The organism is Streptomyces sp. NPDC002779 (assembly GCF_042888685.1).
Lineage (GTDB): Bacteria > Actinomycetota > Actinomycetes > Streptomycetales > Streptomycetaceae > Streptomyces.
Window position 1 is genome coordinate 426,963 of sequence record NZ_JBIAQC010000004.1, and the last position, 22,606, is coordinate 449,568.

The 22,606-nt window shown below is 71.3% G+C and carries 22 protein-coding genes; 9 read left to right on the forward strand and 13 right to left on the reverse strand.

The window, feature by feature from the left end; all coding sequences use genetic code 11:
• Positions 1 to 38: 38 nt before the first annotated feature.
• The 3 genes from ACFYW5_RS14745 to ACFYW5_RS14755 are packed head-to-tail and all read left to right on the forward strand — an operon-like array spanning position 39 to position 3,463.
• Complete coding sequence (locus ACFYW5_RS14745; protein WP_389417338.1) at positions 39 to 1,037, forward strand: carbohydrate ABC transporter permease; 999 nt, start codon at positions 39 to 41, stop codon at positions 1,035 to 1,037.
• A gap of 12 nt (positions 1,038 to 1,049) precedes the next feature.
• Complete coding sequence (locus ACFYW5_RS14750; protein WP_389417339.1) at positions 1,050 to 1,973, forward strand: carbohydrate ABC transporter permease; 924 nt, start codon at positions 1,050 to 1,052, stop codon at positions 1,971 to 1,973.
• 47 nt (positions 1,974 to 2,020) lie between these two features.
• Entirely contained in the window at positions 2,021 to 3,463 is a 1,443-nt protein-coding gene (locus ACFYW5_RS14755; protein ID WP_389417340.1) for a GH1 family beta-glucosidase, read from the forward strand.
• Between the two features lie 104 nt (positions 3,464 to 3,567).
• On the opposite strand, the gene ACFYW5_RS14760 is transcribed toward ACFYW5_RS14755, so the two are convergent.
• A complete protein-coding gene (locus tag ACFYW5_RS14760) occupies positions 3,568 to 4,557 on the reverse strand; it encodes a Gfo/Idh/MocA family protein (RefSeq protein ID WP_389417341.1) in 990 nt (329 codons plus the stop codon).
• A gap of 195 nt (positions 4,558 to 4,752) precedes the next feature.
• Between ACFYW5_RS14760 and ACFYW5_RS14765 the strand changes: the two genes are divergently transcribed.
• Entirely contained in the window at positions 4,753 to 5,199 is a 447-nt protein-coding gene (locus ACFYW5_RS14765) for an SsgA family sporulation/cell division regulator (RefSeq protein ID WP_389417342.1), read from the forward strand.
• 491 nt (positions 5,200 to 5,690) lie between these two features.
• Here ACFYW5_RS14765 and ACFYW5_RS14770 read toward each other — a convergent pair whose 3' ends face one another.
• The 10 genes from ACFYW5_RS14770 to ACFYW5_RS14815 all read right to left on the reverse strand — a co-directional run bounded on the left by ACFYW5_RS14770 (position 5,691) and on the right by ACFYW5_RS14815 (position 14,437).
• Positions 5,691 to 6,338: a CoA transferase subunit B gene (locus ACFYW5_RS14770; RefSeq protein ID WP_389417343.1), complete on the reverse strand. Its 648-nt coding sequence runs from the start codon at positions 6,336 to 6,338 to the stop codon at positions 5,691 to 5,693.
• Positions 6,338 to 7,093, reverse strand: coding sequence for a CoA transferase subunit A (locus tag ACFYW5_RS14775; protein ID WP_389417344.1), 756 nt, complete (start codon positions 7,091 to 7,093; stop codon positions 6,338 to 6,340). Before ACFYW5_RS14775 ends, ACFYW5_RS14770 begins: the two co-directional genes overlap by 1 nt.
• Positions 7,090 to 7,566 carry a hypothetical protein gene (locus tag ACFYW5_RS14780; RefSeq protein ID WP_389417345.1) on the reverse strand — a complete coding sequence of 159 codons (477 nt, stop codon included), beginning with the start codon at positions 7,564 to 7,566 and terminating at the stop codon, positions 7,090 to 7,092. The genes ACFYW5_RS14775 and ACFYW5_RS14780 overlap by 4 nt, the downstream gene beginning before the upstream one ends.
• Positions 7,563 to 8,318, reverse strand: a complete 756-nt coding sequence (locus tag ACFYW5_RS14785) for an SDR family NAD(P)-dependent oxidoreductase (RefSeq protein WP_389417346.1) — start codon at positions 8,316 to 8,318, stop codon at positions 7,563 to 7,565. The genes ACFYW5_RS14780 and ACFYW5_RS14785 overlap by 4 nt, the downstream gene beginning before the upstream one ends.
• Positions 8,315 to 9,286, reverse strand: a complete 972-nt coding sequence (locus ACFYW5_RS14790) for a fumarylacetoacetate hydrolase family protein (RefSeq protein WP_389417347.1) — start codon at positions 9,284 to 9,286, stop codon at positions 8,315 to 8,317. Before ACFYW5_RS14790 ends, ACFYW5_RS14785 begins: the two co-directional genes overlap by 4 nt.
• Before the next feature lie 84 nt (positions 9,287 to 9,370).
• Positions 9,371 to 10,303: a VOC family protein gene (locus ACFYW5_RS14795; RefSeq protein WP_389417348.1), complete on the reverse strand. Its 933-nt coding sequence runs from the start codon at positions 10,301 to 10,303 to the stop codon at positions 9,371 to 9,373.
• Positions 10,304 to 10,308: 5 nt separating this feature from the next.
• Positions 10,309 to 11,334 (reverse strand): amidohydrolase family protein, encoded by a 1,026-nt coding sequence (locus tag ACFYW5_RS14800; RefSeq protein ID WP_389417349.1) that lies wholly within the window; start codon positions 11,332 to 11,334, stop codon positions 10,309 to 10,311.
• Positions 11,331 to 12,461, reverse strand: a complete 1,131-nt coding sequence (locus tag ACFYW5_RS14805; protein WP_389417350.1) for an FAD-dependent oxidoreductase — start codon at positions 12,459 to 12,461, stop codon at positions 11,331 to 11,333. Before ACFYW5_RS14805 ends, ACFYW5_RS14800 begins: the two co-directional genes overlap by 4 nt.
• Positions 12,462 to 12,485: 24 nt before the next feature.
• The gene (locus tag ACFYW5_RS14810) at positions 12,486 to 13,442 is read right to left on the reverse strand and encodes a cyclase family protein (protein WP_389417351.1); all 957 of its coding nucleotides are present in this window, start codon (positions 13,440 to 13,442) and stop codon (positions 12,486 to 12,488) included.
• Positions 13,439 to 14,437, reverse strand: a complete 999-nt coding sequence (locus ACFYW5_RS14815) for a fumarylacetoacetate hydrolase family protein (RefSeq protein WP_389417352.1) — start codon at positions 14,435 to 14,437, stop codon at positions 13,439 to 13,441. The genes ACFYW5_RS14810 and ACFYW5_RS14815 overlap by 4 nt, the downstream gene beginning before the upstream one ends.
• A gap of 137 nt (positions 14,438 to 14,574) precedes the next feature.
• Here ACFYW5_RS14815 and ACFYW5_RS14820 point away from each other — a divergent pair, with 137 nt between their 5' ends.
• Both ACFYW5_RS14820 and ACFYW5_RS14825 read left to right on the forward strand, forming a co-directional pair.
• The gene (locus tag ACFYW5_RS14820) at positions 14,575 to 15,486 is read left to right on the forward strand and encodes a LysR family transcriptional regulator (protein ID WP_389417353.1); all 912 of its coding nucleotides are present in this window, start codon (positions 14,575 to 14,577) and stop codon (positions 15,484 to 15,486) included.
• A gap of 225 nt (positions 15,487 to 15,711) precedes the next feature.
• Positions 15,712 to 16,953 carry an MFS transporter gene (locus ACFYW5_RS14825; protein ID WP_389417354.1) on the forward strand — a complete coding sequence of 414 codons (1,242 nt, stop codon included), beginning with the start codon at positions 15,712 to 15,714 and terminating at the stop codon, positions 16,951 to 16,953.
• Positions 16,954 to 16,963: 10 nt separating this feature from the next.
• Here ACFYW5_RS14825 and ACFYW5_RS14830 read toward each other — a convergent pair whose 3' ends face one another.
• Together ACFYW5_RS14830 and ACFYW5_RS14835 are read right to left on the reverse strand one after the other, a co-directional pair.
• Positions 16,964 to 17,983 (reverse strand): LacI family DNA-binding transcriptional regulator, encoded by a 1,020-nt coding sequence (locus ACFYW5_RS14830; protein WP_389417480.1) that lies wholly within the window; start codon positions 17,981 to 17,983, stop codon positions 16,964 to 16,966.
• Between the two features lie 93 nt (positions 17,984 to 18,076).
• A complete protein-coding gene (locus ACFYW5_RS14835) occupies positions 18,077 to 19,090 on the reverse strand; it encodes a LacI family DNA-binding transcriptional regulator (RefSeq protein ID WP_389417355.1) in 1,014 nt (337 codons plus the stop codon).
• Between the two features lie 298 nt (positions 19,091 to 19,388).
• Between ACFYW5_RS14835 and ACFYW5_RS14840 the strand changes: the two genes are divergently transcribed.
• From ACFYW5_RS14840 to ACFYW5_RS14850, 3 genes are all read left to right on the forward strand, one after another.
• Positions 19,389 to 20,705, forward strand: coding sequence for an ABC transporter substrate-binding protein (locus tag ACFYW5_RS14840; RefSeq protein ID WP_389417356.1), 1,317 nt, complete (start codon positions 19,389 to 19,391; stop codon positions 20,703 to 20,705).
• An 87-nt stretch (positions 20,706 to 20,792) separates the two neighbouring features.
• Positions 20,793 to 21,677 carry a carbohydrate ABC transporter permease gene (locus ACFYW5_RS14845; protein ID WP_389417357.1) on the forward strand — a complete coding sequence of 295 codons (885 nt, stop codon included), beginning with the start codon at positions 20,793 to 20,795 and terminating at the stop codon, positions 21,675 to 21,677.
• Between the two features lie 4 nt (positions 21,678 to 21,681).
• A complete protein-coding gene (locus ACFYW5_RS14850) occupies positions 21,682 to 22,590 on the forward strand; it encodes a carbohydrate ABC transporter permease (protein WP_389417358.1) in 909 nt (302 codons plus the stop codon).
• The last annotated feature ends 16 nt before the right edge of the window (positions 22,591 to 22,606 follow it).

Consider the following 22,606-nt stretch of genomic DNA (forward strand, 5'->3'; position numbering starts at 1 on the left):
GGCCCCGGCCCCTCATCCGCTCTCAGGAAGGAAATCCGGTGGCCACCTCCACCACCAAGGCCCAGGTCGGCGAGGGCCGTCGGGGTCCGACCCCGCACCCCGGCGGCGGCAAAGGCGCCGGCCGGCGCCGCGGCGCGCTGCTGCACCGCATCGACGTCAAGGGCGCGCCCTACGCCTTCGTCGCTCCGTTCTTCGTCGTGTTCGCCGCGTTCAGCTTCTACCCCCTCGTCTACACCTCCTGGATCTCCCTGCACCGGGTGGAGCTCGCCACCCTGGACCTCATGGAGTGGGTGGCGTTCGACAACTACGTCGAGCTGTGGAACGACGAGCGCTTCTGGAACGCGCTGGCCAACACCATCACCATCGGCATCATCTCCACGGTGCCGCAGCTGCTGATGGCGCTCGGGCTGGCGCACCTGCTCAACTACCGCATGCGCGGCTCGCTCTTCTTCCGGGTCGCCTCGCTCGTGCCCTACGCCACCTCGGTCGGTGCCGCCGCCCTGGTGTTCACCATGCTCTTCGAGCGTGACTTCGGCATGATCAACTGGGCGTTCGGCACGGTCGGCCTGGACCCGGTGGACTGGGAGGCCGACAAGTGGCCCGCCCAGATCGCCATCTCCACCATCGTCATCTGGCGCTGGACCGGCTACAACGCGCTGCTCTACCTCGCCGCCATGCAGGCCATCCCCGCCGACCGGTACGAGGCCGCCGCCCTCGACGGCGCCTCCCGCTGGAAGCAGTTCACCCACGTCACCGTGCCCGGGATCCGCTCCACCATCGTCTTCACCATCGTGCTCTCCACCATCGGCGCGACCCAGCTCTTCGGTGAGCCGCTGATCTTCGGCCAGGGCCCCAACGGCATCTCCGGCGGAGCCGACAACCAGTACCAGACGCTGGGCCTGCTGCTGTACGAGGAGGGCTGGAAGAACTACCAGATGGGCCGCTCGGCGACCGTCGCCTGGGCGATGTTCCTGCTGCTCGTCGTCGTCTTCGTGGCGCAGCGCCTCATCACGCGCCTGCGTGCCCGTACGTCCTGACCAGGAGTCGTCATGACCACCGAAAGCCTCCCGGTCCGGACGGACGCCCCCGCCCGGATCCCCGTCACCAAGCCCGCCGCCCGCCGCAGCCTCCGGGTGTTCCGGCCGGGCGCCGGCCGCCAGCACCACGCGGGCCCGCTCTCCTACGTCCTGCTCGGGATCGTCGCGATCGTGTCGATCTTCCCGCTGTACTGGACGATGGTGGCGGCCTCGACCGACAACACCCGCGTCAGCCAGACGCCACCGCCGTTCCTGCCCGGACCGAACCTGTTCAGCAACCTCGCCCGCGCCTGGGACGAGGCGGCCATGGGCAAGGCCATGATCAACAGCACGATCGTGGCCGGGGTGATCGCCCTGTCCACGGTGATGTTCGCGACCCTGGCCGGCTTCGCCTTCGCCAAACTCCGCTTCAAGGGCCGCAACGTCCTGCTCATGCTGGTGATCGGCACGATGATGGTGCCGCCCCAACTCGGCGTCGTACCGCTGTTCATGATGATGTCCGAGCTGGGCTGGTCGCAGCAGCTGCCCGCCGTCATCTTCCCCACCCTGGTCAGCGCCGTCGGAGTGTTCTTCATGCGGCAGTACCTCACCGAGGCGCTGCCGGACGAGCTGGTCGAGGCGGGCCGGGTGGACGGCGCGCACTCCCTGCGGATCTTCTGGAGCATCGTGCTGCCCGTCGCGCGCCCCGCGATGGCGGTCCTCTTCATGATCACCTTCGTGCACGCCTGGAACGACTTCTTCTGGCCGTTCGTGGTGCTCGACATGAGCAACCCGACCGTCCCCGTCGCCCTCACCCAGCTCAGCGCCGGTTACGTCCGCGACCAGTCCCTGATCATGGCGGGCGCGCTCCTCGGCACGCTCCCGCTGCTGGCGATGTTCATCGTCTTCGGCCGCCAGATCGTCAGCGGCATCATGGCCGGCGCGGTCAAGGGCTGACCCTCGTCCCACTCCCACCGATTCCCCCCATTTCCGAAAGGACCTCCGTGGTCACCGCAGCACGACAGCAGCCCGAGTCCGCCCCGGACGCCTCCCGCACCTTCCCGAAGGGCTTCCTCTGGGGCACCGCGACCGCCTCCTACCAGATCGAGGGGGCCGCCGGCGAGGACGGCCGCACCCCGTCCATCTGGGACACCTACGCCCGCACCCCGGGCCGGGTCCGCAACGGCGACACCGGTGACATCGCCACCGACCACTACCACCGCTGGCGCGAGGACGTCGCCCTCATGGCCGAACTCGGCGTCGGCGCCTACCGCTTCTCCCTCGCCTGGCCCCGCATCCAGCCCACCGGCCGCGGCCCCGCCGTACAGAAGGGCCTGGACTTCTACCGGCGTCTCGTCGACGACCTGCTCGACAAGGGCATCCAGCCGGTCGCCACCCTCTACCACTGGGACCTGCCCCAGGAGTTGGAGGACGCCGGCGGCTGGCCCGAACGCGCCACCGCCGAGCGGTTCGCCGAGTACGCCTCACTGGCCGCCGAAGCCCTCGGCGACCGGGTGCGCACCTGGACCACCCTGAACGAGCCCTGGTGCAGCGCCTTCCTCGGCTACGGCTCAGGCGTGCACGCCCCCGGCCGCACCGACCCGGTCGCCGCCCTGCGCGCCGCCCACCACCTCAACCTCGGCCACGGCATGGCCGTACAGGCGCTGCGCGACCGCCTGCGCGCCGACGCCCAGGTCTCGGTGACCCTCAACATCCACCACGTACGCCCGCTCACCGCGACGGAGGCCGACCTCGACGCCGCGCGCCGCATCGACGCCCTGGCCAACCGCGTCTTCACCGGCCCGATGCTGCGCGGCGCCTACCCGGAGGACCTGTTCAAGGACACCGCCACCCTGACCGACTGGTCCTTCGTGCGCGACGGTGACCTGGAGACGGCACACCAGCCGCTGGACTTCCTCGGCGTCAACTACTACTCGCCCACGCTCGTCTCGCAGGCCGACGGCAGCGGCACCCACACCTCCGACGGGCACGGCAAGAGCGCGTTCAGCCCGTGGCCGGCCGCCGACGAGGTCGCCTTCCACCAGTCACCGGGTCAGACCACCGCCATGGGCTGGGCCATCGACCCGAGCGGTCTGTACGAGCTGCTGCGCCGGCTGTCGTCCGAGTTCCCTCGGCTGCCGCTGGTCATCACCGAGAACGGCGCGGCGTTCGACGACTACGCCGACCCCGAGGGCAACGTCAACGACCCGGGCCGGATCGCGTATGTGCGCGACCACCTGGCCGCCGTGCACGACGCCCTGCGCGACGGCTCCGACGTGCGCGGGTACTTCCTGTGGTCGCTGCTGGACAACTTCGAGTGGGCGCACGGCTACAGCAAGCGCTTCGGCGCCGTCTACGTGGACTACCCGACCGGGCGGCGCATCCCCAAGGCCAGCGCCCGCTGGTACTCCCAGGTGGCGCGCACCGGCGTCCTGCCCGGCGCCTGACCCACGCCTGGCGCGGCGCCTTCCAGCCCGCCCCGCACGGGTGCCGCGTCCCGCAGCCCGTCCTCCGGCCCGGACCACCGGGCCGGAGGACGGGCTCGCGTGCGTCACTCGCCGGGGTAGCGCACGCCGGTCCGTTCGCGCACCTGGTCCAGGGTGTCCATCACGGCGAGGGTGTGGGCCGGGGGCAGCAGCGGTGACGCCGTCAGGCCCGCCCGCAGGCAGCGCATCACCTCTCGGGCCTGGTGCCCGTAGCCGTGTCCTTCCTGCGGTGCGGCGGTCACGGTCCGGGGCTCGTGGCCGTCGCGGTGCAGCACGAAGGAACGGGGGTTGTAGAAGTCGGCCGGTATCTCGATGCGGCCGGTGGTGCCGTACACCGTCGCCCGGTGCTCGTCCTGCGCGAGCAGCGAGCACGTCAGGACGGCCATCGCGCCGTCCCGGTAGCCGAGCAGGATGCCCGTCTGCTCGTCGACACCGCGCGGCGAGAGCCGGGCGTGGGCGGTGACCGTCTCCGGGGCGCCGAGGATCAGGTGGGCGAAGGAGACGGGGTAGGTGCCCAGGTCCAGCAGGGCGCCGCCGCCGGCCGCGGGGTCCCACAGGCGGTGGTCCTGGGGCGCGTCCACGCGGGCGCCGAAGTCGGCGTGCAGGGCGCGGACCTCGCCGATGGCCCCCTCGGCCACCAGCTCCGCGATGCGCAGGACGGCCGGGTTGAGGCAGGTCCACATCGCCTCCATCACGAACAGGCCCTGCTTCTCGGCCAGTCCGGTCAGTTGGCGGGCCTGCCGGCCGCTGAGGGCGAACGGCTTCTCGCACAGCACCGGCTTGCCGGCCTCCAGACAGGCCGTCGCGGCGGCGACATGCTGGGCGTGGGGGGTGGCGACGTAGACGACGTCGACCTCCGGGTCGGCGGCCAGCTCCCGCCAGCTGCCGTGGGCGCGGGGGATGCCGAACCGGGCCGCGAACGCCTGCGCGGACTCGGCCGACCGGGACCCGACCGCGGTGACCCGGGCGTCCGGCAGTCGCAGCAGATCCTCGGTGAAGGCGGCGGCCATGCCTCCGGTGGCCAGGACACCCCAACGGACGGGCTGATCGCTCACGTGCTTCTCCTGTTCAGCGGTGCTCGCGTACACCCCGCACTCTATGGGCACGTTCCCAGCGGGTGTGTCCCGGCACCGTCAATTCGATGAGCTGACGCTTCATCACATTGCGGGAGGCGAGTTGTGGCCGTACGGGGGTACTCGCGCTGTCGGGAGCGTCGAGCGCTGAAGAAGAATGAACGGGCGGAGGGGTGTATGAACGGCAAGCATTTCGAACCGGGCGGGAAGAACCGTGCGACCAGCGGGCTGGAACCGTTGTCCTTGACGGTGCACCAGGTGGTGGGGGAGTCCAGGGCTCCGCTGCAGGCTGAGTTCTCCTACGATCCGGCCGACCCGCTGTTCGTGACCCTGGTCTTCAGGCCGGCGGGGGAGCCCGCGGTGACCTGGCAGATCAGCCGTGACCTGCTGGTGGAGGGACTGTCGGAGCCCAGCGGCATCGGCGATGTGCGGATCCGGCCGACGCGGTACGGCGCCCTGGTGCGGGTGCGCCTGCAGGAGCACGGCGCCACGGCCCAGTTCGACGTCGGCCTGCCCGAGCTCCAGGAGTGGCTGACCCGGACGTGCGCGCTGGTGCCGATCGGCACGGAACTGCGTGACGTCGACTGGGACGCCGTCACCCGGGAGCTGCTCGGCGGCTCGTGAGCCGGCGGATCGGGATGGACCGGCTGACGGGGTGGCACCGCTGGGTCGGTTTCGGCGCCGGCTCCGGTACGAGGTGTGGCACGGACTGCACCTGCTGCTCTACGTCGCCTGGGGCTGGCGTTCGTGCACAGTTGCAGGAGACGACGGTCTCGGTGTACGGCACCGGACGGCACCTCGACCGGTTCCCCGCCCTTGCCGGGCAGTTCTGCATCTGGCGCTTCCCCGGACAGAACCACTGGTGGACCGCCAACCCCTTCTCCCTGTCGGCGGCGCCGGGCGGACAGGGACGTCGTCGTGCTGTACCGGGTGCGCAGCGAGGCCGAGGCCGTGCTGCTGAACGAGGTGCGCCATCTGGTCGCCCAGCGGGGCGGACGGTTGCACCTGCTCGCCGGCCGGACCGGTGAGCAGGGCGTCCCGCCGTTCGGCCCGAGCGCCAGGTGCACGCCGAGCGGTTCGGCATGGCCTGACCCGGGAGCGGCCCGGCGCCCCCGTCACCTCCGCGTCGGCTGCTCCACGCGCAGCGGAGCGTCGGTGTGCGCGGCGATCTCCTCCACCGTGACCCCGGGGGCGGTCTCGACCAGGGCGATGCCGTCCGGGGTGATGTCCAGGACCCCGAGGTCGGTGATGACGCGGTGGACGCACCGTTCCCCGGTGAGGGGGAGGGTGCATTCCTCGAGGAGCTTGGGGCTGCCGTCCTTGGCGGTGTGCTCCATCAGGACGATGACCCGGCGTGCGCCGTGCACGAGGTCCATCGCCCCGCCCATGCCCTTGACCATCTTCCCGGGGATCATCCAGTTGGCCAGGTCTCCTCGCTGCGAGACCTGCATGGCGCCCAGGACGGCGGTGTCGATGTGCCCGCCGCGGATCATGCCGAAGGAGAGCGCGGAGTCGAAGAAGCTCGCTCCGGGCAGGACGGTGACGGTCTCCTTGCCCGCGTTGATGAGGTCGGGGTCGACCTCCGGCTCGGTGGGGTAGGGGCCGGTGCCGAGGATGCCGTTCTCGGAGTGCAGGACGACGTGCACGCCGGGCGGGAGGTGGCCGGGGATGAGGGTGGGCAGGCCGATGCCCAGGTTGACGTAGGAGCCGTCGGTGAGTTCGGCGGCGGCGCGGGCGGCCATCTGGTCGCGGGTCCAGGCCATCAGGAACGTACCGTCCTCTTCTCGATCTGCTTGTCGGCGGCTTCCTCGGCGGTCAGCACCGTGACCCGCTGGACGTAGATGCCGGGCACATGGACCTCGTTCGGGTTCAGGTCGCCCGGCTCGACGAGTTCCTCCACCTCGGCGATCGTGACGCGGCCCGCCATCGCGGCCAGGGGATTGAAGTTGGCGACGGCCCGGCGGAAGCAGAGGTTGCCGTGGCGGTCGCCGCGCCAGGCGCGGACGAGGGCGAAGTCGGTGGTGATGCCGTGCTCCAGGACGTGCGGGCGGCCGGCGAACTCGCGGGTCTCCTTGGGCGGGGAGGCCACGGTGACCGAGCCGTCGGGGGCGTAGCGCCAGGGCAGACCGCCGTGCGCGACCGCGGTGCCGACACCGGCGGGGGTGTAGAAGGCCGGGATGCCGGCGCCGCCCGCGCGCAGCCGCTCGGCCAGCGTGCCCTGCGGGACCAGTTCGACCTCGAGCTCTCCGGAGAGGTACTGGCGGGCGAACTCCCGGTTCTCACCGACGTAGGAGCCGGTCACCCGCGCGATGCGGCCGGCGGCGAGCAGGACGCCGAGGCCGCGGCCGTCCACGCCGCAGTTGTTGGAGATGATCTCCAGGCGGCCGGCGCCCTGGGCGTGCAGGGCGCGGATGAGGGTCTCGGGCACGCCGCTGAGGCCGAAGCCGCCGACGGCCAGCGAGGCGCCGTCCGGGATGTCGGCGACCGCCTCGGTGGCGCTCGGGCGGACCTTGTTCATGCGGGGGAGTCCTTTCGGGGAGTCGCGCCGGGCAGCACGGGGCCGGCCGCCGTCGACGACGAGATGGGCGCCCGTGATGTACGTGGCCGCGTCAGGGCGGCCGAGGCGGCCGAGCGGGATGTGGCGGCCGACGGCGCGCATCGGAGGCTCGTCGGCGCAGAGATCGGCGAAGAGATCGGCGCGGAGACCGGCGCGGGACCCGGGGTGCCGAGCATGCCGGGGCTGGCGCCATTGGCGCGGATGCCGTGCGGGACTCCTTCGGCGGCGAGTTGCCGGGTCGGCGCGAGCCGGTCGGCGAGCGAGCCGGTGAGTCCCGTCGTGGAGCCGACGGTGCGGATGCAACCGCGGCTGCGGGCCAGGCGCGGCCAGGCGGCCAGCCGCACCGAGTCCGGTTCCGCGCGCAGCGCCGCGGCCCGGCCCTGGCCGCGGGCGGTCCCGGAGATCAGGGCCACCTCGCCGTTGCGCCGCGTCATGCCCGGTTCTCCGCGAGGAGGGCGTCCGAGACGGACTTCACGCCGCCGTGTGCGGTCAGGCCGCCGTCCACGGGGATCTCGGCGCCGGTGATGAAGGACGACTGGTCCGACAGCAGGAAGACGACGAGCGGGGCGATCTCGTGGACGGTGCCGGTGCGGCCCAGGGGTGTCTCGCGGATGTTGGCCTCGCGGAAGGCCGGGGCGGCGGAGGCGGTCATCTCGGTCTCGATGTAACCGGGGTGGATGGTGTTGACGCGGATGCCGCGCGGTCCGAGGTCGAGGGCCGCGGTCTTCGACAGCCCGCGCAGGGCCCACTTGCTCGTCGTATAGGCGACCGGGTAGTGCGCCGTGAGGGCCGCAGAGGAGCCGACGTTGACGACGGAGGAGCCGGGCGGCATGAGCGGGCTCAGGTGCTGGATGCCGAGCAGTGGGCCGGTGACGTTGACGGCGTGGACGCGTGCCATGTCCTCGGCACGCACATCGGCGATGCGGGCACGCCAGGTGACGCCGGCGTTGTTGACCAGGCCGTGGACCCGCCCGTACGCCTCCTTGAGCTCGGCGGCGAGGGCGGCCCACTCCGTCTCGCTGGTGACGTCGAGGCGGCGGCAGCCGTCGCCGGGCTCCACGTCGGTGGCGATGACACGGGCCCCCTCCCGCACCAGGGCCTCCGCCTCGGCGGCGCCCTGTCCGCGGGCCGCGCCGGTGACCACGACGACCTTGCCGGCCAGCCGCTTGGGGTGCAGGTCGTTCACGGCCGCTCCCGGGGCCGGCGCCTGCCGGTCGGCAGGGGGACGGGGTCGGCGCCGGGGACGACGGTGTTGGAGACCGAGCCGATGCCCTCGACGGTGAGCGTGACGGTGTCGCCGGGCTTGAGCGGCGGCGGCGTCTTCTCGCCGCGTACGCCCCACAGTTCGGCGAGGCAACCGCCGTGACCGCAGGTGCCGGAGCCCAGGACGTCGCCGGGCATGACCCGGGTGCCCCGGGAGGCGTAGGCCACCATCTCCTCGAACGTCCAGCTCATGTTGGACAGCAGGTCCTCGCCCACGATCTCGCCGTTGACCTCGGCGGTGAGCGCGAGCCGCAGGAAGCCCTCGTCGTCCCGGTACCGGTCCAGCTCGTCGGCGGTGACCAGGACGGGGCCGAGGGTGGTGGCGGTGTCCTTGCCCTTGCAGGGGCCGAGGCCCACCTTCATCTCGGCGGACTGGAGGTCGCGGGCGGACCAGTCGTTGAAGACGGTGTAGCCGATGATGTGCTCGCGTGCCTGCTCGGGGGTGAGGTCGCGGCCTTCGCGGCCGATGACGGCGGCGACTTCCAGCTCGAAGTCGAGCACCGCGGAGCCGGGCGGCATCGGGATGTCGTCGCCCGACGCGTAGATGGCGTGCGGGTTGGTGAAGTAGAAGGTGGGCGCGGCGTACCACTGCTCGGGCACCCCGCCGGTGCCCTCCACCGACCGGCGCACGCCCTCGACGTGTTCCTCGAAGGTGACGAAGTCGCGTACGGAGGCGGGTTGCAGCGGTGGCAGCAGGCGCACCTGGGAGATGTGCGGGCCGGGCGGCACGTCGAGGGTGGCGGCGCCGAGGTCGAGGAGTGCGCCGGGTCCGTCCCCGGCGGCGATGACCTCGGTGAGCGAGCGCACCCCGGGTACCGGGTACAGCACTCCCTGGTCGTCGACGACCGCCAGGCGGCGCCGGTCGTGGTGTTCGTAGGCGGCGAAGCGCATGGGCAGCTCCTGGCTGGGGCCGGTCCCGGGGCGCGGCGCGAGCGTGACAGGGCTGCGGCCGCACCCCGGGGCAGGGGGGTGGGATCAGACCGGCGGGGCGATGAAGCAGCCGCGGTCGGGGTCGTTGAAGGACTCCTTGGCGATGAGTTCGTTCATCGGGTTGGCGGTGCCCCACTGGTCGGTGACCTCGGGCTGGGAGAAGTCGTAGACGTGCGGGTGCCAGGTGTCCTCGTCCAGGCACTCCAGCTCGGTCGTGTACTCGACCGTGTTGCCGTGCGGGTCGAGGAAGTAGGTGAAGGTGTTGTCACCGGCCATGTGGCGGCCGGGGCCCCAGATCTTCTTGAATCCGGCGCGCATGACACGGCCCGAGCCGCGCATGTACTCGTCGATGCCGCGCATCTCGAAGGAGACGTGGTGCAGGGCGGTGTGCGGGCCCTTCGCCAGCGCCATCGAGTGGTGCTGGCTGGAGATCCGCATGAAGTGCATGACCTCGCCCATGTGCGGGGAGCTGAGCGTGTCGGAGAGGCGGAAGCCGAGGTGCCGCTCGTACCAGTCCTTGGTGCGGTCCAGGTCGGGGGAGTTGAGGACGACGTGGGACAGCTTGACCGGGATGGACTCCTTCTCCTCGATCTTGCGGTGCCGGCGCACCTCCACGTCGGCGGAGACCTCGATGGTGCGGCCGTCCACGTCGAAGAAGCGGAAGCCGTAACCGCCTCCGGGGGTGTCGACCTTGCCCGGCTGCGTGATCAACTGCACGCCGCCCGCGAGGAGTTGCTCGGCGAGGGTGTCGACGTCGGCCGGCGTGGCGGCGCCGTAGGAGACCAGGTCGAGACGCTTCTCCTCGGCCTTGCGCAGCCGGATCACGTACTGCTCGGGCGATCCCTCGGCGGCGAGGAAGGAGATGCCGGAGTCCTCGGCGACCTTGGTCAGGCCCCAGACGCCGGCGTAGAAGTCGAGCTGCTTGTCGTAGTCGGGCACGGCCAGGTCGACGTGGCGCAGATGGGTGAGCAGGCGCATGGTGGTCAGTCCTTCCGGAGGAGGGCGATGGCGTTGCCGCCGCGTACGGCCTCGAAGTCGGCCTCGGGCAGCTGGGCGGCGCGCAGTGCGCCGAGGGGGTCCCGCGTGCCCATGTCGAAGGGGAAGTCGGAGCCGAGCAGGACCTGGCCGGGGCCCGCGGCCCGCACCAGCTCGCGCAGGACGGCCGGGTCGTGGACGAGGGAGTCGAAGTACAGGCGCTTGAGGTAGCTGCTGGGCGGGTGCGCGCAGCCGGCGCCCGCGTCGGAGCGGGCGGACCAGGCGTGGTCGGAGCGGCCGATGTGGGTGGGCAGATAGCCGCCGCCGTGAGCGGCGAGCACCTTCAGCCCGGGGTGGCGGTCGAGCACTCCCGAGAAGATCAGATGGGACAGGGCGACGGCGTTCTCGGTGGGCTGGCCGACCGTGTTGGACAGGTACCACCGGTCCAGGCGCTCGTCGAGCGTGCAGCCGAAGGGGTGCAGGAAGACGATCGCGCCCGTCTCCTCGGCGCGCGACCACAGCGGCTCGTACGCCGGGTCGGACAGTTCCCGGCCCGGGGCGTGGCTGGAGATCTCCACCCCGGCCAGGCCCTGCTCCAGGGCGTGGTCGAGCGCGCGGACCGTGTGCTGCGGGTGTTGCAGCGGCACCAGCCCGAGGCCGTGCAGCCGGTCGGGGGCGGCCGAACAGTGCGCGGCGGTCGTCTCGTTGGCGAGCCGGTACAGCTTCTCGGCGGTCCCCTCGTCCGTCCAGTAGTGGTAGTGGGAGGGGGAGGGGCTGACGAGCTGGAGGTCCACACCCTGCGCGTCCATCGCGGCCAGCCGGGCGGTCACGTCGGTGAGCAGGGGGATGCGCTCGCCCACCATGGGGCCGCTGACCGCGAGGGCGGCGGGGCCGTTGCGGCGGGCGTCGAGCGCCTTCGCCTCCGCGAGTCCCGGCAGGTCGGCCACCAGCGCCTCGACCTCGGGCAGCAGCACGTGGGCGTGCACGTCGACGGTGGGACAGGTGCGGGCGCCGGGTGACTGGGGGGCGGTCACGGCAGCTCCCTGAGCATGGTCATGGTGCGGCCCATCAGGCCGGGTACGTCCGCGTCGCGCACCCCGTCGAGCTGCCACTGCCCGATCTGTACGGACGCCTCCACGACCGGCCGCACCCGCGTGATCCGCCGCTCGTAGTACGTCTGGAACAGCGCGTCGTCCCACTCCTCGCCGCTGGTCAGCAGCTGGGCGAGGACCCAGGCGTCCTCCAGCGACAGTGCCGCGCCCTGGGCCAGGGTCGGCGGGCAGCAGTGGGCGGCGTCACCGACGAGGACGACCCGGCCGCGGTGCCAGGATCCCTCGACCAACAGGCGGTCGAACCAGGTGTAGTTGACCTGCGCCGGGTCGGTGATGTGCGCGGTGATCTCCGGCCAGCAGCCGCCGTAGGCCGAGGCCAGGCGCCGCATCTCCTCGGCGTAGGTCTCCGGCGGGATCGAGGACCGGTCGCGGTTGGCCTCGACGACATAGGCGTACAGCGTCGTGTCGCTGGTCGGGCAGTAGCCGGCGATGTAGGCGGGGCCGCCGTAGGCGAGGTCGGTGCGGGTCACGCCGGCCGGGCGGGGAGCGGCGACGCGCCAGATGGCCATGCCGGTGGGTTCGGGCTTGGCGGTGATGCCGACGGCCGCGCGGGTGGCGGAGCCGAGGCCGTCCGCGCCGATCACCAGGTCGTAGCGGCCCTCGCTGCCGTCGGTGAAGCGTACGGTCACTCCGTCGTCGTCCGTGTCCAGGGACTCGGCGCGCACTCCGAGGCGCACACCGGCGCCCGTGGCGCGGACGGCGTCGATGAGGATGCGCTGGAGCCGGGGGCGCTGCATGCCGACGGTGGCGGGCAGGTCGTCGCCGCCGGTGCGGATGTCGCGGGCGACGTGCAGGACCGTGCCGTCGGGGGCGGTGATGCCGACCGAGCCGAAACCGAAGCCGGATGCCTTGACCTGGTCCCACACGCCCAGTTCGCGCAGTACGCGAAGGGCGTTGCCCTGGAGGGTGATGCCGGAGCCGGCGGTGGCGTTCCAGTCGTCCTTGGCCTCGATCAGGTCCACGGCGAGACCGGCACGCCGCAGCAGGATCGTCACGGCGTTGCCGGCGGCGCCACCACCGATCACCAGGACCGTGCGGGCTGTGCTCATGGGGGAACTCCCTTGTTCCGCTGGTTACTTGACGGCGATGGGGTTGATGGGTGAGCCGACGGCGCCGGTGATGGGCAGGGGAGCGGCGGTGAGCCAGAATTCATAGGTGCCGTCGGCCGCGCAGTCCTCGGCGAGGGCTTCCAGGTCCCACATCTCGCCGATGAGGAGGCCGATGTTGGGGATGGCGACCTGGTGCAGCGGCTGGAAGGCGTCGTCGAACTCGTTGGGCCGTACCTCGAAGCCCCAGGTGTCGGTGGCGATCGCGGCGATCTCGGTGCCGTGCAGCCAGCCCGCGGTGGTGAAGGACAGGCCCGGCGCGGGGCCGCCCGCGTACTCGCCCCAGCCCTCGCGCCGTACGCGCGCCAGCTGGCCGGTGCGCACCAGCACGATGTCCCCGCGGCCGACGCTCACCCCGTGCGCCCCGGCGGCCGTCGTCAGATGCTCCTCGGTGATCGCGAACCCGTCGGGCAGCTCGCCGTCGGTGCCGATGACCCGGCCCACGTCCAGCAGCACTCCGCGCCCGGCGACGTGCGGGGCCATGTGCTCGATACCGGTGACGAGGTCGCCGTCGGAGGTGACGACCCGCTCGGCCGGGCGGCCGTTCCAGGCCTTGCCGTGGTCGAAGATGTGCCCGAGGCCGTCCCACTGGGTGGAGCACTGCAGCGGCATGGCGATCACGTCGTCGGCGCCGCCGATGCCGTGCGGGAAGCCCTGGTGGCCGAGGGCGGCGTCGGTGCCGGTGTCCAGCATGGTGTGGACCGGGTTGGTGCGCCGGCGCCAGCCCTTTTGCGGGCCGTTCATGTCGAAGCGCTGGGACAGCGAGAAGCTGACGCCGCGCCGGACGAGCGCTGCGCCCTCGCGGCGTTTGCCCTCGTCGAGGAAGTTCAGGGTGCCGAGGACGTCGTCCTCGCCCCAACGGCCCCAGTTGGAATACGACTTGGCGGCCTCGGCGATGGCGCCCTCGGGGTCGTGCCGGTTCACGCCGTCTCCCCGACGCAGCGGGTGCGCTGGACGCCGAGTCCCGTGACGGAACCCTCCATGACGTCGCCGTCGCGCAGCAGCCGGCCCCAGTGCATGCCGTTGCCGGCGGGGCTGCCGGTGAGGACGAGGTCCCCCGGCAGCAGACGGGCGGTCCGGGAGGCGTAGGACACCATCCGGGCGACCTTGAAGATCATGTCCTTCGTGGACTCGTCCTGCATGGTCTCGCCGTTGAGCTTGAGCGTCAGGCGCAGGTCGTCCGGGTCGGCGATCGACTCCGTGGGCACGATCCACGGCCCGAGCGGGGTGAAGCCGGGCGCGTTCTTGCTGCGCAGCCAGTCGGTGCCGATCTGCGGCATGTCCCGGCGGAAGACGGTCGCCCGGTCGGTCAGGTCGTTGGCGATGGTGTAGCCCGCGATGTGCGCCGCCGCCTCCGCCACGGACACCTGGTAGGCGGGCCGGCCGATCACGACCGCCACCTCCAGTTCCCAGTCCGGCTGCTCGGCCCAGGCGGGCAGGACGACGTCGTCGTAGGGGCCGGTGATCGCGCTGGGCAGGCCGATGAACACGTACGGCAGGTCCTCGGCGGCCCGCCGGTCCATGATCTCCGCGGCTTCCGCCCGCCGTTCGGCCTCGGGCCGGTCGTCGCCGGGGGCGCGGTGGGCGACGTGCAGGTCGATGACGTGCTGACGGTAGTTGGCGCCGGACTGGAAGACCTGGCGGGGTGCGACCGGGGCGTGCACGCGCAGGTCGGTGACGGGGGTGCGGTCGGTGCCGGGGTCGGCGGCCAGGGCGCGCAGCCTCGGCAGGAGGGCCTCCCAGTCGTCCAGTACGTCGAGCATGGTGAGCCGTTCATCGCCCAGGACGGACCGGAGATCGAGGGCGGTCCCGTCGGGGGTGACGAGGGCGGGAAAGCGGGGCCCGTCCGGGGCCGAGAGGGTGGCGAGGGCGAAGGGTCCGGCGAAGAGCGCGGACGCGGTGTCAGGTTTCACGGACATGTCCTCCTGATGGCGATGCGACTAATCTGGACCTCGCACCCACGATCAGGGAAATAGATTCTGTGGATGACTGGCATCCACCCGATGGATTCCGCCCTGGTTGACGCCGTACCGCACAGGACCGCAGAGGAAAACCGATGAACCTGGCCCGGCTGGATCTCAATCTCGTCGTCGCCCTGCGCGCCCTGCTGGAGGAGCGCAACGTCACCCGTGCCGGGCAGCGCGTCGGCCTCAGCCAGCCCGCCATGAGCGCCGCCCTCGCACGGCTGCGCCGCCACTTCGACGACGACCTGCTCGCCCGCGTCGGCGGCCACTACGAGCTGACCGCGCTCGGCCAGGTGCTCCTGGACCGCACCTCCACCGCCTACGACGTGCTGGAACGGCTCTTCGCCAGCCAGGCGGACTTCGACCCGGCGAAGGAGAACCGCGAATTCAGGCTGGTGGCCTCCGACTACGCGGTGGCGGTCTTCGGCACCGAACTGGCCCGTGTCATCCACGAGGAGGCGCCCGGGATCCGGCTGCGCTTCTCCCAGACCCCGACGACCGTGGTCGACGACACCGCCACCCTGCTGAGCGCCACCGACGGCCTGTTCATGCCGCACGGCGTCATCAGCGACTTCCCCGCCACCGACCTCTACGACGACCGCTGGGTCTTCCTCGTGGCACGCGACCACCCGAGCGTGGACGACCGGCTCACCCGCAAGGACCTGGCCCGGCTGCCCTGGGTGACGTACCAGCGGACCTACGACGCCCCCGCGGTGCGCCAGCTCGGCATGCTCGGGATCGAACCGCGCGTCGAGGTCTCCGTCGACAGCTTCCAGCTGCTGCCGCTGCTGGTCGCCGGGACCCGGCGGATCGCCCTGGTGCAGGCGCGGATGGCCCGCATGATGGAACCCGTCGCCGCGGTGCGGGTGGTGGAGCCGCCCTACGAGGCGGTGCCGCTGCGTGAGGCGCTGTGGTGGCACCCGGTCCACACGCACGACGCGGCGCACATCTGGCTGCGCGAGACGGCCGCCCGCGTCGGCGCGCGCCTGGGGCCCGAGGGCTGAGCCGGTGGCCGCTCAAGGGAGGGCGGCTCGTGAAGGCGCACCGCCATCCATCCGCTGGATCGATCCCATCGGCAACTTGGATGGCGCGAGGGCTGGGCAGAGCGATACCCGGAACGCATAGTCGTGGGACACCGCCGCGCCCGTACGCCGCTCGCCGGAGCCGTCACACCTCCGGCCCGTCCCCGCCGCGGTGCCCTCCTTCCCCGCGTCCCCCGGAGTGCCGCCATGCCCGCTTCCGCCGCCCTGCCCACCCACGAACGCACAGGAAGCGGCGGCCTGTTGGGCAGGCTGCCCGTCGTGCTGCTGATGGCCGGGAGCTGCCTTCCGATCCTCGGCGCCGTGCTGATCGCGCCCGTCCTGCCGCGCATCGAGGACCACTTCGCGCACGTCGCCGGCAGCGCCGCCCTGGTCCCGCTCGTCCTGACCGTCCCGGCCCTCTCCCTGGCCGTGCTCGCGCCGTTCGCGGGGGTGCTCGTCGACCGGCTCGGCCGCAAGCGGCTGCTGGTCGCCGCCACCGCGCTGTACGCCGTGTTCGGCACCGCGCCGCTGTGGCTGGACTCGCTGCACGCCATCCTGGTCAGCCGCGTCCTGGTGGGCATCGTCGAAGCGGCCATCATGACCTGCTGCACGACACTGATCGGTGACTACTACGAAGGCCGGGTGCGCGACCGCTACCTCGCGCTCCAGACGATGTGCGCGTCGGCGTCCGCCACCGTCTTCTTCGCCGTCGGCGGCGCCCTGGGCTCGGTCGGCTGGCGGGCGCCCTTCTGGCTGTACGCGGTCGGCCTGCTGCTCGCCCCGGTGATGGCCTGGGCGCTGCCCGCCCCGGGCCCGGTCCCCGCCACGGCCCTGGAGCCGGCCCCCGCGGAGGAGCGGCGCCCCTTCCCCGTCCGGCGCATGGCGGGCATCTGCCTGCTGACCGTCTTCGGTGCCGCCGTCTTCTACACCGTGCCCGTGGAGATGTCCTTCCTCATGGACGACCTGGGCGTGCAGTCCACCGCAATGGTGGGCGCGGTCACCGCGCTCGCCAGTGCGGCCACCGTCCTCGGGTCGGTCATCTTCACCAAGCTCGGCGACCACACCCGCCGCCGTCTTCCCGCTCTGTTCCTGCTGTGCGCGGTGGGCTTCCTGCTGATGGGCGCGACCGACCACCTCGCGCTGCTCATCATCGGCGCCGTCGTCAACTGCGTGGGCACCGGGCTGCTGCTGCCGTCGCTGCTGACGCTGGCGCTGTCGCGGCTCGACTTTGCCGATCGCGGCCGGGGCACCGGCCTGTGGACGGCGGCCTTCTTCCTCGGCGAGTTCCTCTGCCCGCTCGCGCTCCTCGCCGCCCAGGGCGTCCTGGGCACCCTCGCCTCGGCGGTCCTGCTGCTCGGCCTGCTGACCTTGCTGATGTCGGCCGCGCTGATGCTGCTGACCCCGCGCGCACCGAAGGCGCCTCCGCAGCATGCCGGCGTACAGGCCTGACCGGGCCGGCTCACCGGGTGGTCGTCCGCATGGTGGACCTGCGGACGACCAGTTCCGGTTGCAGGACGACATGGGCGTGTTCGTGACCGGAGTGACCGGAGCCCTCCGCCGTGTCCTGCAGCAGCAGGCGGCCGGCCTCGCGGCCCAGCGCGACGGCCGGCCGCCGCACGGAGGTGAGCGGTACGACGGCGGACGCCGCGAACTCGATGTCGTCGTAGCCCATCACCGCGATGTCGTCCGGCACCCTCAGGCCCGCTTCGTAGAGCGCCTGCAGCACCCCGAGGGCGAGCAGGTCGTTGGCGCAGAACACGGCGGTGGGCCGCTGCGCGAGCCCCAGGATGCGGTGACCGGCGTCCTTCCCGGCGCTGACGGTGAGCGCCGGGCAGAGCAGATCCCGCAGGACCGTCGCGGGAAGACCGGCCAGGCCGACGGCGATTGCCGCGCCCCGGCGCCGGTCGCGTACCTGCTGGAGACGGTCGGGTCCGCTGACGTAGCCGATCGAGCGGTGTCCTTGCTGGAGCAGATGGTGCACGGCGGCCCGGCCGCCGGCCACGTCGTCGATGCCGACCGAACACGCGCCCAGCTGGGGGGCGTTCTGGTCCGCGATGACGAAGGGCACGTCGTTGCGGCGGAAGGCGGCGACAGTACGACCCGCACCCTCGCCCGCGGCCAGGACGGCGCCGCGGATCTGGTGCGAGGTGATCAGCGACAGATGGCGTGCCTCGTCGGCCGGTCCCCGGCCGGCGGTGCCCACCATGATGCCGAGGTCCGCCTCGCCCGCGGCCTGCTCCACACCGGCGGCCAGCGCGGTGAAGAAGGGATTGGCCAGGTCCAGCACCAGCACCGCCACCAGCCGGGACGTGAACCCGCGCAGCTGACGGGCGCCTTCGGACCGGACGTAGCCGAGGGCGTCGATGACGTCCAGGACACGTTGCCTGGTCGGCTCGGCGACGATCTCGGGGCGGTTGAGGACGTTGGAGACCGTGCCGAGGGAGACGTCGGCCTGCCTCGCCACGTCCTTGATGCCCACTCTGCGCCGCGCCCCGTCCCCGCGGGCGGCCGAGGTGCGGTGATGGCTCGCGCGCCGGGCCGCGGGAACGGCGGGCACTCCCCGCTCCACCGTCTACCGGCCCTGTGCCTCGGCCGTGCTGGCCCGCACGACGAGGCGTGGCGTCATGGTGGTGCGGATGGCCCGGTCGCGTTTGCCCTCGACCCGTTCGATGAGCATCCGCGCGGCTGCCGAGCCCATCGTGTGCCCGGCCTGGTCGACGCTGGTCAACTGCACCGGCGCCAGGGCGGCGAGGGCGGTGTTGTTGTAGCCGACGAGGGAGAGGTCGCCGGGGATGCGCAGGCCGAGTTCGTGGGCCGCGCGGTAGATGCCCAGGGCCGCGACGTCGGCGCCGGTCATGATGGCCGTGGGGGGCCGTTCCGCGGTGAGCAGGGTGAGACCGGCCTTGAAACCGCCGTCGTCGGAGTAGGCGGCGTGGTGCACCTGGGCGTGGTCCGCGAGGCCGTGCCGCTCCATTGCCTCCAGGTATCCGGTGGCGAGCACGATCTCCGGGGTGCGTTTCCACTGGCCGGCCTTGGCGCCCGGGGCCGAGACCAGGGCGATGTCCCGGTGGCCGAGGGCGACGAGGTGGTCCACCACCAGGCCGGCGCCCACGTCGTCGGCGTCGACGACGGAATCGTGACCGGCGTCGGCGTCGTGATGCCCGATCACGACCGTGGGCGTGGACGCGGCGGTGGAGAGCACCTCCGGCCGGGGGGTGCCGGGCGCGATGAGGATCAGCCCGTCCATCTGGCGGTCCACCATGGACCGGATGGTGCGGGCCTGGTCCTGCGGGTCGAAGCCGGCCGCTCCGATCAGCACCGTGTAGTCGGTGCTGCTGAGTTCGTCGCGGATGCCGTCCAGGATGTCGGCGAAGAAGGCGTTGCGGACGTTGTCCAGCAGCACCCCGATCGTGTACGTCCGGCCGCGCATGCCGCGTGCGGCGGCGTGCGGGCGGTAGCCGAGTGCGGAGATGGACGCCTGCACCTTCTCGTGCATCGCGGGGCTCACGCCGTAGGCGTTGTTGAGCACCTTGGACACCGCCGCGGTGGAGACTCCCGCGTGCCGGGCGACATCGGTGATGGTCACCCGCTTGTTCTGCCTGGGTCCCGCGGCCCCGTCCATCGTCAGCACTCCGGATCTCGTAGTCGTTGGTGTAACGGTTTACAGGATGTCATAGGTGTGACGTCAAGTCTCCTGCCGACGAATCCGGTGTTACAGCTCCGTGTCTTGACGAAGTTGGGCGGCGAGTGCAGGGTGTTGCCCACTCGCTTCGGAGAACGTTTTACGAACCCTCGCACGGCGCGGCTCTCAGATGCCCCCGGCGCCGTTCTTCCGTTCCTCGCCTGACGTCTCGCTTCCCTCTCCAACCCACTGGGAGTCACCCGTGTCGATTCGCATGTCCTCCGCTCGGTGTACGCGGCTGAGCCTGCTCACGGCCGGCGCCGCGTCGATGGCGCTGCTGGCCACCGCCTGCGGCGGCAGCGGGGGTGGTACCGCGTCCGCGCCGAGCAACTTCAGCTACCTCAGCGTCACCGAGAACACCACGGTCAAGACGGCCCTGACCACCATGTCCGAGGGAGCGTGCAAGTCGGCGAACGACGAGCTGCCCCTGAAGGTGGAGACCGTGCCGCAGAGCAGCCTGGACCAGCGGCTGCAACTGCTGGCCGGGCAGAACGCCCTGCCGGTCCAGTTCGCCGCGGGCAACGCCCCCGCGCTCACCCAGAAGCTCGCCAAGTCGGGGCACGTGGCGGACCTGGAGGCCGAGCTGAAGAAGCTGGGCGTCCTCGACCAGCTCGAGCCGGCTGCCGTCTCCACCATCAAGGCGCTGTACGGCGGAAAGCTCCAGGTGCTGCCGTACGAGTACAACATCGAGGGGATCTTCTACAACAAGGAGCTCTTCACCAAGCACGGCCTGAAGGTGCCCGGCACCTGGGACGAACTGACCGCCGCCGCCGCGAAGCTGGAGGCCAAGGGCGTCCAGCCGTTCTCCGCCTCCGGTCAGCAGGGCTGGCCCCTGACCCGGCTGATCAGCGGCTACCTCTACCGCAGTCTCGGCCCCGACGCCCTGCAGAAGGTCGCCGACGGCACTGCGAAGCTGACCGACCCCGAGTACGTCAAGGCCGCCGAGGAGATCGCCGAGCTGGGCAAGAAGGGGTACTTCGGCAAGGGCGTCGGCTCCATCGACTACGACACCGCGATGAACCAGTTCCTGACCGGCGAGGCCGCCATGTTCTACATGGGCAGCTGGGCGCTGGCGAACATCGCCGACGACAAGCAGAACGAGGTCGGTGCCGAGAACGTCGGCTTCATGCCCTTCCCCGCCGTCGCCGGAGGCAAGGGCTCGGTCGACCAGTACCCCTCCAACGTCGGCCTCGGCATCGCGCTGGGCGCCAAGTCCCTCGACAAGAAGACCGGCGACTGGGTCACCTGCATCACGGAGAACTACGGCAGCACCGCGCTGAAGGACCACGGCGCCATCTCCGGCTTCAAGGTGAACACCCCGGTCAAGGACGCCAACGAGGTCACCACCCAGGTCCGCGACACGATCAGCGCCTCCCAGCAGAACGTGCTGTGGTTCGAGGCCCTGTTCAGCACCAAGGCCACCACGGTCAGCCAGACCAACGCCGCGAGCCTCATCGGCGGCAGCATGAGCGCGAAGCAGTTCATGCAGACCGTCCAGGACGCTCTCGGCGCCCAGTAGTCCGGCCGGGGCGGCGCACACCCGGCCGCGCCGCCCCGCCTCCGACCCGGCACCTCCCCCTCAACGCCATCGAAGTGGATACCACCCATGCACCGCGTACTCGGTGACCGCAGGGCCATCGCGATCCTGCTCGGTCCCGCACTCGTCGTCTACTCACTGATCATGCTGGTCCCCATGGTGTGGTCGCTGGGCTACTCCTTCACCAAGGGCAACTCCATCGACGGCTTCACCGGCAACGGCGTCGCCAACTTCTCCCGCCTCTTCTCGGACCCGGCCGTCCACGACGCCTTGTGGTTCACCCTCAAGTACGCCGCCGTCGTCACCGTCGGCCAGGTCGTCGCCGGCTACCTGCTGGCGCTGCTGTACGTCTTCTTCCTCAAGCGGGCCTCGGCGCTGGTCCGCACCCTGGTGTTCTTCCCGGTGGTGCTGCCCACGGTCGCGGTCGGCCTGCTCTTCCAGAAGTTCTTCCAGGTCGCCCCGCAGACCGGACCGGTCAACTCACTGCTCAACGCGGTCGGGATGGACTCGATCGACTTCTTCGGCAGCGCGGGACACGCCTTCTGGGTGCTGATCGTCATGGACATCTGGCGCTCGATGGGCTTCTACGCCGTGCTCCTCTTCGCCGGCCTGGTCGACATCCCCGACGAGATCCTGGAATCGGCCCGCCTCGACGGAGCGTCCGGGCTGCGGCTGATCCGGCACATCGTGCTGCCCCTGTCCCTGCCCGTGCTGATGTCGTCGCTGATCTTCAGCATCAACGGCACGCTCAAGGTCTTCGACTCCATCGTGGCCCTGACCAACGGCGGACCGGGCACCGGCACCACCCCGCTGACCCTGTACATGTTCCAGACGTCGTTCACCTACAGCGACTACGGCTACGGCAGCACGATCGCCCTGCTGCTGACCGTGGTGTGCCTGCTGGTGAGCCTGGTCGTCTACCGCGTCTCGCGGCGCGACCTCACGGAGGGCTGAACCCATGGCCGTCGAAACACCGCTGAAGACCTCCGCCCGCCGGGCCGGCCGCGGACCGTCCGCCGCCACCGGACGCCTCCGCAGGCGCCCGCGGGTGAGCAAGGTGTGGGTGAAGGTCGTCGTCGCACTGCTGCTGGTCGTCGAGATCTATCCGCTCGTGTGGATGTTCCTCACCTCGCTGAAGTCCAACAGCGACTACCTGAACAACTCCACCTGGAGCCTGCCGACCACCTGGGAGTGGGCCAACTACTCCGAGGCCTGGACCACCGGCAACATCGGCCTGTACGTCCGCAACAGCCTGCTCGCCGTCGGCCCGGCGCTCGCGCTGATCCTGCTGCTGGGCACGGCCGCCGGCTTCGCCCTCCAGGTCATGGTGTGGAAGGGCCGCAGCCTGACGTTGGTGATCTTCCTGGCGGGCATGATGGTGCCGCCGCAGATGATCCTGCTGCCGCTGTTCACCGTGTACTTCCAGACCGGCCTGTCCGGCACTCTGTGGCCGCTGATCCTCACCTACACCGGCACCGGTCTGCCGCTCACCGTGTTCATGATGGCCACGTACTACCGGGCCGTCCCGCGGGAGATGTTCGAGGCCGCCACGCTCGACGGCGCGGGAATCCTGCGCTCCTTCTGGACCATCAGCGTCCCCATGGTCCGCAACGCCCTGCTGACGGTCGGACTGGTCGAGTTCTTCTTCATCTGGAACGACCTGCTGATCGCCCTCACCTTCACCAACAGCCAGGATCTGCGCACCGTCCAGGTCGGCCTGCTCAACTTCACCGGTGACTTCGGCGCCACCCAGTACGGCCCGCTGTTCGCCGCGATCTGCATCAACGTCTTCGGCACCCTCCTGATCTACCTCTTCCTCAACCAGAAGGTCATGAAGGGCCTCACCTCCGGAGCGCTCAAGGGCTGACGCCCGGCCCCCCTTC